This is a genomic window from Streptosporangium pseudovulgare, from assembly GCF_014648055.1.
GTDB lineage: Bacteria > Actinomycetota > Actinomycetes > Streptosporangiales > Streptosporangiaceae > Streptosporangium > Streptosporangium pseudovulgare.
Genome location: NZ_BMQJ01000003.1, coordinates 510601 through 520630 on the forward strand (window position 1 = coordinate 510601; position 10030 = coordinate 520630).

9 protein-coding genes are annotated in these 10030 nt (G+C 70.3%); 7 read left to right on the forward strand and 2 right to left on the reverse strand.

Features of this window, described 5'->3' with window-relative positions; all coding sequences use genetic code 11:
* The first annotated feature begins 48 nt into the window (after positions 1-48).
* Complete coding sequence (locus IEZ10_RS09635) at positions 49-291, forward strand: type II toxin-antitoxin system VapB family antitoxin (RefSeq protein WP_229811096.1); 243 nt, start codon at positions 49-51, stop codon at positions 289-291.
* Positions 288-722: a type II toxin-antitoxin system VapC family toxin gene (locus IEZ10_RS09640; RefSeq protein WP_189246113.1), complete on the forward strand. Its 435-nt coding sequence runs from the start codon at positions 288-290 to the stop codon at positions 720-722. Before IEZ10_RS09635 ends, IEZ10_RS09640 begins: the two co-directional genes overlap by 4 nt.
* 37 nt (positions 723-759) lie before the next feature.
* Here IEZ10_RS09640 and IEZ10_RS09645 read toward each other — a convergent pair whose 3' ends face one another.
* On the reverse strand, positions 760-1239 hold the full coding sequence (locus tag IEZ10_RS09645; RefSeq protein ID WP_189246114.1) for an Lrp/AsnC family transcriptional regulator: 480 nt from the start codon (positions 1237-1239) through the stop codon (positions 760-762).
* 127 nt (positions 1240-1366) lie between these two features.
* Here IEZ10_RS09645 and IEZ10_RS09650 point away from each other — a divergent pair, with 127 nt between their 5' ends.
* The 5 genes from IEZ10_RS09650 to IEZ10_RS09670 all read left to right on the forward strand — a co-directional run bounded on the left by IEZ10_RS09650 (position 1367) and on the right by IEZ10_RS09670 (position 8440).
* Positions 1367-2038, forward strand: coding sequence for a nitroreductase family protein (locus IEZ10_RS09650; RefSeq protein WP_229811097.1), 672 nt, complete (start codon positions 1367-1369; stop codon positions 2036-2038).
* A gap of 447 nt (positions 2039-2485) precedes the next feature.
* Positions 2486-4048 carry a cellulose binding domain-containing protein gene (locus IEZ10_RS09655; protein ID WP_189246115.1) on the forward strand — a complete coding sequence of 521 codons (1563 nt, stop codon included), beginning with the start codon at positions 2486-2488 and terminating at the stop codon, positions 4046-4048.
* 212 nt (positions 4049-4260) lie between these two features.
* Positions 4261-5931: a carbohydrate binding domain-containing protein gene (locus IEZ10_RS09660; protein ID WP_189246116.1), complete on the forward strand. Its 1671-nt coding sequence runs from the start codon at positions 4261-4263 to the stop codon at positions 5929-5931.
* A 223-nt stretch (positions 5932-6154) separates the two neighbouring features.
* Entirely contained in the window at positions 6155-7543 is a 1389-nt protein-coding gene (locus IEZ10_RS09665) for a putative hexosyltransferase (RefSeq protein ID WP_189246117.1), read from the forward strand.
* A 36-nt stretch (positions 7544-7579) separates the two neighbouring features.
* Positions 7580-8440: a PhzF family phenazine biosynthesis protein gene (locus IEZ10_RS09670; protein WP_189246118.1), complete on the forward strand. Its 861-nt coding sequence runs from the start codon at positions 7580-7582 to the stop codon at positions 8438-8440.
* A gap of 188 nt (positions 8441-8628) precedes the next feature.
* Here the strand turns inward: IEZ10_RS09670 and IEZ10_RS09675 are convergent, their stop codons facing one another.
* Positions 8629-9690 (reverse strand): AI-2E family transporter, encoded by a 1062-nt coding sequence (locus tag IEZ10_RS09675; protein WP_189246119.1) that lies wholly within the window; start codon positions 9688-9690, stop codon positions 8629-8631.
* Positions 9691-10030: the final 340 nt, after the last annotated feature.

Consider the following 10030-nt stretch of genomic DNA (forward strand, 5'->3'; position numbering starts at 1 on the left):
GATAGAAACGACGGATGGGAGTATTGCTCCATGGGTATGGGGGCCAATATGAAGACGACCGTCGACATCGCGGACGGCTTGCTCCAGGAAGCCCGGCAGCTCGCCAGGTCCGAGGGGACGACTCTGCGCGCCCTCGTCGAGGAGGGATTGCGGTCCGTTCTGGCACGTCGGTCGCGAGAGGCGGGGTATACGCTGCCCGACGCGTCCGTGGGCGGTCAGGGGATGCAACCCTCCGTGAGAGGCGCCTCATGGGAGGACATCCGGGCGCTGGCCTACGAGGATCGTCTGTGATCGCCGTCGATACCAACGTCCTGGTGTACGCACATCGCAGCGACAACGAGTTCCACGACAGGGCGATGGCGAAGATCAGGGAACTGGCGGAGGGGCGGTCGGCCTGGGCGATTCCATGGCCGTGTGTCCACGAGTTCTTCTCGGTCGTGACCCATCCCCGCATCTACGCACCGCCGAGCACCTCGGCGCAGGCCATCGCCCAGATCGACGCCTGGCTGACGTCACCGTCTCTTGTCATGATCGGTGAGACGAAGGACCACTGGAAGACGCTCCGGTCTGTGATCGAATCAGGCAGGGTGCTGGGCCCGATGGTCCACGACGCGCGCATCGCGGCAGTGTGCGCGGCGAACGGAGTCCGTGAGCTGTGGACTTTGGACCGTGATTTCAGCCGCTTCCCGGCGCCCGTCATCCGCAACCTCCTCAAGGACTGACGGGCGCGGAGGCAGGCGGATCGCGGCGTGGGCGGATTCAGTCGTCGGCCAGGGGCTGGACCCGGTGGGCCACCACGGTGGAGAGGGTGATCACCGTGCTGCTGCGCCGTACGCCGGGGATGCCCAGCATCCGGTCGATGACCCGCTGGATGTGCTCGTGGTCGTGGCCGGCGATCCGGCACCAGACGTCGCCGGGGCCGGTGACGATGTGCGCCTCCATGACCTCGGGGATCACCTCCAGTGCGGCGGAGATGTCGGGCCGGGAGACCTGCTCGACCTCCAGCGTGGTGAACGCCTGCACCGGGTAGCCGAGGGCGCGCGGGGAGAGGTTGGGCCCGAAGTCGACGATCACCCCGTCGGCGACCATCCGGTCCAGCCGGGCCTGGACCGTCCCCCGGGCGACCCCGAGGATGCGGGAGATCTCCAGCAGTCCGGTGCGCGGGCGTTCCCTGACCAGGCGGAGCACCCTGCGGTCGAGATCGTCCAGGCCGTTCCGGCCGGCTCTTCTGGCTGCCAATCTGCTCACCTCCGCGGACCCCGCGACGGCGGAAACTGACGATCTGGCAGTGTTCCGGGCGGGGTGTTGCCCTATTTTTCACCGCCATTCAGACTACGCGCGCACATATGGCGAAAAAGGAGGCATAGTGCCGCGCGAGCACAGCTACCCGTTCATCCCCTACCGGCCCACCCGCTACCTCGAAGACGAGATGCTGGCCCGGGGGCGGGATTTCTACGAGCACATGGACCGGCGGCGGAGCGTGCGGTTCTTCAGCGACGAGCCGGTGCCCCGCGAGTGCGTCGAGCTGGCGATCCGGGCCGCCAACACCGCCCCCTCCGGGGCCCACCAGCAGCCGTGGAAGTTCATCCTGATCGGCGACGCCGAGACCAGGCGGCGGATCAGGGAGGCGGCCGAGGTCGAGGAGCGCAAGAACTACGAGGAGGGGCGGCTGACGCCCGAGTGGCGCGCCGCCCTGGCCCCCCTGGAGACCGGCCCGGAGAAGGACTACCTGGAGACCGTGCCCTGGCTGGTGGTCTGCTTCGCGGAGAAGTACGGCGTGCGCCCCGACGGCACGCGGGTCAAGCACTACTACGTCAACGAGAGCGTCGGCATCGCCTGCGGCTTCTTCATCGCGGCCCTGCACGCGATGGGGCTGTCCACCCTCACCCACACCCCCAACCCGATGGCGTTCCTGAGCGACATCTGCGGGCGGCCGGCCAACGAGCGGCCCTACATCCTCTTCCCGGTGGGCTACGCCGCCCGCGACGCGGAGGTCCCCGACCTGGCCCGCAAGCCGCTGCCGGAGGTCATGGCCTGAAGAGCCTGAAGGGGGTTGACGGGGTGACGCGCCCGGCGCGTCACCCCGTCTCGTTTCGGTCTTGTTTTGGGTCTTGTGAAGGGCGGTTGTCAAGGCTACGATCACGACAACTCTTAGGAAACTTTCCTAAAAGAGGAGCCGAATGGGGACGCCGATGACCCGTTCACCAACCAAGGGCACCTTCTGACCAGCGCGGACGCCACCGACTCCGGAGGCGGCGTCCGCGCTCCCGCACCACCCGGCGCGGCATCGCACCGATGACCGCCCCGGGCGGCCACCCGCGCGGCGCGGCGGCGGACCCGTCGTCTTGACCGCGCCGGAAAACCTGACCGCGGCGGAGAACCTGACCGCGGCGGAGAACCTGACCGCGCCGGAAAAGCCACCCGCCCCGCCCCCGCGGCCCCGCCGCCGGCGGGACGTGACACCCCCCGACAGAAGGAACAGCGAATGAGACTTCGTCGAACAGCAGCCGCGGCCCTGGCCGCACTCCTGACCGCGCTCGGCACGGCAGCGGTCGCGGCACCCGCCGGGGCGGCGGCGTCCCCCACGGCCACCTTCACCAAGGCCTCCGACTGGGGCACCGGCTTCGAGGGCAAGTACACGATCACCAACGGCGGCACCACCCCCATCAACGGCTGGTCAGTGGCCTTCGACCTGCCCTCCGGCGCCTCCGTCGGCTCCTTCTGGGACGCCGCCATGACCCGCAGCGGGCAGCGCTTCACCTTCACCAACGTCGGCTGGAACGGCACACTGGCCCCCGGCGCGTCCACGAGCTTCGGCTTCAACGGCAGCCCCGGCGGCGCCACCCCGTCCAACTGCACGCTCAACGGCAACCCCTGCGGCGGAGGCACCGGCAACCCCGGCGCCCCGGGCACGCCCGGAACGGTGACCACGACCTCGACCAACACCTCGATCACCCTGTCCTGGGGCGCCTCCAGCGGCACGGTCACCGGCTACCGCGTCTACGAGGGCTCGACGCTCAGGACCACCGTCACCGGCACCACCGCCACCATCTCCGGCCTCGGCACCTGTGAGTCGCACAGCTACACGGTCAAGGCGTACAACAACACCGGCGAGTCGGCCGGCAGCACCGCCGGCGCCACCACCACGGGCTGCACCAACCCGGACCCCGGCGGCAAGATGCCCGGCGCCCCCTACCTCTACACGGGCTGGGGCAACCCGCCCAGCCCGGCCACGGTCATGGGCGCCACCGGCGTCAAGTCCTTCACCATGGCCTTCATCCTCGCCCAGAACGGCTGCAACCCCGCCTGGGACGGCCAGCGCCCGCTGACCGGTGGCGCCGACCAGGCCGCCATCAACCAGATCAAGTCCGCCGGCGGCAGCGTGCAGGTCTCCTTCGGCGGCTGGCAGGGCAACAAGCTCGGCCCCAACTGCTCGACCCCCCAGGCGTTCGCCGGAGCCGTGCAGAAGGTCATCGACGCCGTCGGTCCCGCGGTGGTCGACTTCGACATCGAGAACACCGACGAGTTCGAGAACTACACCGTCCAGGACCGCATCCTCAACGGCCTGAAGATCGTCAAGGCGGCCAACCCCGGCGTCAAGGTGGTCGTGACCTTCGGCACGGCCACCAGCGGCCCGACCGCCCCCGGCATCCGTCTGATCAACCAGGCCAAGGCGCTGGGCGTGCCGATCGACAACTACACGATCATGCCGTTCGACTTCGGCGGCGGCGCCGACATGTACCAGAGCACGGTCAGCGCCTCCGAGGGCCTGAAGAACGCGCTGAAGTCCGCCAACGGCTGGACCGACGCCCAGGCCTACGCCCGCATGGGCATCTCCGGCATGAACGGCCTGTCCGACCAGCAGGAGCTGACCTCCCCGGCGCAGTGGACCCAGATTCGCGACTGGGCGAAGTCCAAGGGCCTGACCCGTCTCGCGTTCTGGTCGGTCAACCGCGACCGCCCCTGCCCCGGCGGCGGCGTCCAGGAGAGCTGCAGCGGGATCGCCCAGGCCGACTGGGAGTTCACCCGGATCACCGCGGGCTTCTGACCCCACCCGCCCGGCCCGCCCGCGGGGAGGCCGTACGGCCCGCTCGCCGGAGAACCGTACGGCCGCCCGCCGGGGGCCGGCCCGCCACCGCGGCCCCCGTCCCACGGCGCGCCGGCCCCTCTCCCCGGCGCGGCCCCGCCCCCACAGGGCGCGGGGCCGCGCCCCGGAAGACCACCCCAGCTCATCCCTCCACGACCCTTGCGGGGCAAGAGATGAACCTCAGGAAACTCGCGGCGGCCGCCGTACTGGCCCTGGGCGCGGCGACGCTCGCCGCACCGCCCGCGCACGCCGCCGACATCATGACCAACTCCGGGTTCGAGGACGGCCTGACCGGGTGGACCTGCTCGGCCTCCTCGGCCGCGACGACGGTGTCGTCCCCGGTGCACGGCGGCACCAAGGCACTGCAGGCCACCGCCCAGGGAGCCGACATCGCCCGCTGCGGCCAGAAGGTCGCCGTAAAGCCGTCCTCGTCGTACTCGCTGTCGGCCTGGGTGCGCGGCGGCTACGTCTTCCTGGGCGCGACCGGCACCGGCACCACCGACCCCAGCACGTGGACCTCCTCGCCGTCGTCCTACGCGCGTCTGACCACGTCGTTCACCACCGGTCCGTCCACCACCTCGGTGACCGTGTACGTCAACTCCTGGTACGGCCAGGGCGCCTACCAGGCCGACGACCTCGTTCTCGACGGACCGCCCGGCGAGGGCGTCCCGGGCGACACGGTTCCGCCCACCGTCCCGGCGAATCTCACCGTGGGCGGCGCCACCGCCACCTCGCTGACGCTCTCCTGGTCGGCCTCCACCGACGACTCCGGCACCGTGGCCCGCTACGAGGTCTCCCGCGACGGCGGCGCGCCGGTCGGCGTGGGCTCCGCCACCTCCCACACGGCCACCGGCCTGTCGCCCCGCACCGCCTACTCCTTCCGGGTCCGGGCCTGCGACCCCTCGGGCAACTGCTCGGCCTACGGCCCGCAGGTGAGCGGGACGACCGCCGACGACACCATCCCGCAGCCCGGCGGGGAGATCCGCTACGCCCCCTACATCGACATCACCATGCCCACGCCCTCGCTGGCGGGCGCCGCCACCGCGACCGGGGTGAAGAACTACACCCTCGCCTTCGCCCTCGGCGACAGCTCCGGCTGCAACCCGGCCTGGGGCGGCACCATCCCGATCAACGACCCGCGGATCATCGGCGACGTCCGGGCACTCCAGGCCCAGGGCGGGCAGGTGATCGTGGCCACCGGAGGCGCCCAGGGACCGTACCTGGAGCACACCTGCGCCACCTCCGCCGCGCTGCTCACCGCGTACAAGAAGGTCCTCGACGCGGTCGGGACGAACCACCTCGACGTCGACGTCGAGGCGTCGATCGACGCGGCCAAGGTCAACACCGCGCTCAAGCAGCTCCAGGCCGAACGCGGCACCGTGGTGAGCTACACCCTCCGGGTCCAGGGTCAGGACTACGGCGTGGACCCGTTCTCGCTGTCGATCCTGCAGGACGCGGCGGCCAAGGGGCTCAACGTGATCGTCAACCCGATGCTGATGAACTTCGGCTACACCGGCGACTGGGGTGACGCGATGATCAAAGCCGCCGAGGCGACGCTCGCGCAGATGAAGACGGTCTGGCCGGCGAAGACCGACGCCCAGCTCAAAAAGATGCTCGGCCTGACCCCGATGATCGGCAAGAACGACACCGGCATGACCACCACCCAGGCGAACGCCCGCAAGCTGCTCTCCTGGGCCAACGCCAACCACGTCGGCTTCATCGGCTTCTGGTCCGCCGGACGCGACAACGGCGGCTGCCCCAACGGCCAGGTGTCGCCCACCTGCAGCGGGGTCGCCCAGTCGCCCTGGGAGTTCACCGGCATCTTCAAGGGGTTCACCGGCTGACGGCCGGGGCCCGGCCCCCGTTCGGAACCGGGCATGACCCATGAAAGCCCCTCGCCGCCGGGAGAGACGGACTCCCGGCGGCGAGGTCATGCCCGTGACCGCTTCTCCTCGGTGACTGAAAGTGACGGTTCGACTTCTCTCCGCGAAGAAACCTGGAAGAATCAGCTCGTTTCGCGGCCCGAGTGGTCCCTTGCCCCTGACTTCCGGCACTCTGGTAGACGTCATGGACTACGCAATCCAAACGGGGTTCGTCCTCGCCGCAGGTGTCGTGCTCGCGCTGGTCGCCCAGTGGCGGCACTGGCGTCCGTCGCTGCCCATGGCGATCGCAGTCGGAATCGTGTTCCGTCTGCTGATCATGGCCGCCGCGGCGGACAGCCACTGGCAGCCGGTCGACTTCGTGAACAGCTTCAAGCCCGCGGGCGTGGCGGTCCTGAACCACCAGGACCCCGTTCTCGGCAGCAACGGCGGCTGGCACTTCCTGCCGACCATCCCGTACGTGTACGGCCTGCTGCTCTGGCTGGGCATCCCGTGGGAGATCGCCGGCCGGCTCGTCACCGTGGTGGCCGACATCGCGCTGATCCCCCTGGTCGGCAGGCTCGCCGGGGGACGCGACGCCTCGCTGCGCGCCTTCCAGTACGCCTGCAACCCCCTGGCCCTCCTCGTCGCGTGCGTCCACGGCCAGGTCGAACCGGTCGCGCTGGCCTTCGGCGTCGCCGCGTTCGTGGTGGCCCGCGGCCCGGGTCCGGCCGAGCGCCCCGGCCTCGTCAACGACCCCATCGCCATGACCCGGCGGAGCGTCTCCACCCTCGGGTTCCGCGGCGCCGTACGGCAGGCACTGGCGGCGGCGCCGGAGACGGTGCGCCTGGCGCTGCGTCCCGGACCCGGCGACCGGGCCGGTCTGCGCCGCGCCCTGTTCGCCGGCCTGCTGATGGGCCTGGCCCTGTGCGCCAAGAGCTGGCCCATCTGGCTGATCCCCGGCATGCTCCTGTTCCTGCCGACCGTCCGCGCCCGCGTCGTCGCCTTCGTGGCCACCGGCATCGCGCCGGTGTTCTTCATCGTCACGCTGCCGATCTTCGCCGGGACCTCCCTGAGCCAGATCCCCGAAGTCCTCAAGGTGATGAAGAGCATCCGCCCCATCGTCGGCGAGTGGAGCTACAGCGCCCTCCTGGTCGGCGGTGACTGGACGCTCCACCAGGGGATCGCCACGTTCGGCACGTGGCTGATCTACTTCACGCTCGTGGTGGTCGCCATCCTGTGGCGCCGCGCCGACCCGGTGGACGTCACCACGGCCCTGCTGCTCGCCTTCATGGTCGCCACCCCCCGGCTCGGCGCGCAGTACCTGCTGTGGTTCATGCCGTTCCTGGTCGCCCGTCCCACCCGCTTCGCGTGGCCCGCGATCCTCGGCGTCTCCTTCTGGGCGGCGTACGGCTACCTCTACATGACGCAGTACCGCGGCCTGGAATGGGGTGAGCTGCACTCGGTCTGGGCGCAGTGCTCCATCGTGCTCCTGCCGGTCCTCATCGCGGCGATGCCCTGGAGCCGCCGCGTCTCCGAGGCGCAGATACCCGCACCGCGTACGGCGCCGCAGAAGACCGCCCCGGCGGCCATCTGAGCTCTCCGGAAGGGCGGAGGGTAGGCTCCGGTGGGCATGAGAGAAGATCTGGAGATCCTGCGCTACACCGCCTTCACGCACGACCCCGAAGGGGGCAACCCCGCCGGAATCGTCCTGGACGCCGGTGACCTCTCCGACGCCGAGATGCTCGCCATCGCCGCCGAGGTCGGCTACTCCGAGACGGCCTTCGTGACCGGCGGCGACGACGAGAGCCGCACCTTTCAGGTCCGCTACTTCGCCCCCTCCGCGGAGGTCGCCTTCTGCGGGCACGTCACGATCGCCACGGCGGTGGTGATGGCCCAACGGCTCGGCGCCGGTCCGCTGGTCTTCCACACCCCGGCCGGTGAGATCGCCGTGGACACCGGGATCGACGACGGCGTACTCCGCGCCACGCTCACCAGCGTCCCCACCCGCTCCCGGCCCGTGGAGGAGGAGGCGCTCGACGCGACCCTCACCGCGCTCCGCTGGTCCCGCGAGGACCTCGACCCGGCCTTCCCCCCGCACGTCGCCTTCGGCGGGAACGACCACCTCCTGCTCGCCGCCGCGACCCGTGAGCGCCTGGCGGACCTCGACTACGACTTCGACGCGCTGCGGTCGGTCATGACCCGCAACGGCTGGACGACGGTGCACCTCTTCTGGCGTGAGAGCGATCTGCGGTTCCACGCGCGTAACCCCTTCCCGGTGGGCGGGGTCGTGGAGGATGCCGCGACGGGGGCCGCGGCGGCCGCGTTCGGCGGCTACCTCCGGGTGCTGGGCACCGGGTCCGACGAGTTCACCATCCTCCAGGGGGTGGACATGGGACGACCGAGCATCCTGAGGGTGTCGATCGCCTCCCCGGACGGCCGTAGCCGGGTGAGCGGGGGAGCCGTGGAGCTGCCCGCGCCGTCCCCGGCCTGACCTCCGGCGCGTCCCCGGCCCGCGAGCCCGGACGAGCCCGGGCCCCGGGTCGCCGCGCGAACCGCAGGTCCGCCACCTGCCGGCCGTCCCGTTCGAGAACCTGCGTGATCCTCACCGAGACGGGGCGCGTCTCGGTGAGCGGCAGGACGCTCATTCGCGGTGCTCACGGCACCGCTTCCCGGGCGGTCTCACGGCGTCGCGGGCCGGTCCTCGCCGGGGTCGTGCCCGGAGATCAGGGCCGCCGCCCACTCACCCTGGGGGTCGCTGTCGATCAGCAGCGCCCGGACCAGCAGGCTGAGCGGGATGGCCAGCAGCGCGCCCAGCGGACCGAGCACGAACGCCCACACCAGCAGGGACAGGAGCGTCATGGTCGTGGACAGGCCGACGGCGTCGCCGAGGAACTTGGGCTGGATCAGCGACTGCACGACGAAGTTGATCAGGATGTAGGCGAGGATCACCAGGAGCAGGGTCCTGGGTCCGCCCACGAGGAGGCCGAGCAGCGCCGGCGGTATCAGGCCGATGACGAACCCGATGTTGGGGATGTAGTTCGTGATCAGCGCCAGCACGCCCCACAGCAGTGGAAGCGGCACGCCGAGCAGCCAGAGCGCGGTCGCGTCCAGCGCCGAGCAGATCAGCCCGAACACCGTGGAGACGACGAGGTAACGGCGGGTCTTGCGGGCGAAGCCGGTGAGGGCGCTGATGAGCAGGGGACGCCGCGCGGCTCCCTTCCGGAGCAACCGGGAGAAGGCCGGGGCGTCGAGACACATGGCCAGCAAGAGCACGACGATGAGGACCAGGCCGGAGAGGACGCTGAGAAGGCCGGCGGCGAATCCCTGGAGCAGCTGGAAGATCTTCCCGGGATCGAGCGACCGGATCGCCTGGTTCACCTGTTCGGTGCCGATGCCGAGCCGCGCCGCCAGTTGCTGGGCGTCCACGACGAGCTGTTCGAACTGGCTGCTGTAGGTGGTGGCGAGGGTGGCCAGCTGCGCGACCGAAAGCGTCAGGATCGCGACCATGCCGAGCAACAGGAGCAGCACCAGGACCAGGGGGACCGCCACCAGCGTCCATCCGGGCGCGCCGCGCCTCTGGAGCATGCCGCGGACCGGGGAGACCGCGAGGACGAGAACCAGGGCGAGGAGCACCGGTCCGACGATCGAACCGACCTCCCGCACACCGGCCAGTGTGATCACGGCGCTTGCGGCGCAGAGCAGCACGACGAGCGCCCTGGGGAGGAGCCTTTGGTCCGTCATACCGCCACCACTACCCGCAGAAGAGGAAGGTTTCCGCGGGGGAGGAGGTTGATTTGACGGAAGGGGCGACCCTACATAGAGTTCACAAGCCCGAGAGCGCCGGTGGAGATCACCAAGAGCTCGGGACCTCCCCTGATGATCCTCCTCCCGCTGGGATCTTTGTGTCCTGGTGGGATTCGGTTGGACAACGACCGGATGTTGGAGTAAGTTAGAGGGGTTGCCCTGGAAACGGGGCGGTCGAGATCCGCTGCGGATCCGGCGGGTGCGGGTCGGCTGACGCGAAAGCGACAGTTTGACACAAACCAGGCGGAACTGCTAAGATTGAGACGCGAAACGAATG

Coding starts and splice junctions, on each gene's coding strand:
- IEZ10_RS09635 (WP_229811096.1), top strand. CDS start 49: ATGAAGACGACCGTCGACATCGCGGACGGCTTGCTCCAGGAAGCCCGG.
- IEZ10_RS09655 (WP_189246115.1), top strand. CDS start 2,486: ATGAGACTTCGTCGAACAGCAGCCGCGGCCCTGGCCGCACTCCTGACC.
- IEZ10_RS09660 (WP_189246116.1), top strand. CDS start 4,261: ATGAACCTCAGGAAACTCGCGGCGGCCGCCGTACTGGCCCTGGGCGCG.
- IEZ10_RS09665 (WP_189246117.1), top strand. CDS start 6,155: ATGGACTACGCAATCCAAACGGGGTTCGTCCTCGCCGCAGGTGTCGTG.
- IEZ10_RS09670 (WP_189246118.1), top strand. CDS start 7,580: ATGAGAGAAGATCTGGAGATCCTGCGCTACACCGCCTTCACGCACGAC.
- IEZ10_RS09675 (WP_189246119.1), bottom strand. CDS start 9,690: ATGACGGACCAAAGGCTCCTCCCCAGGGCGCTCGTCGTGCTGCTCTGC.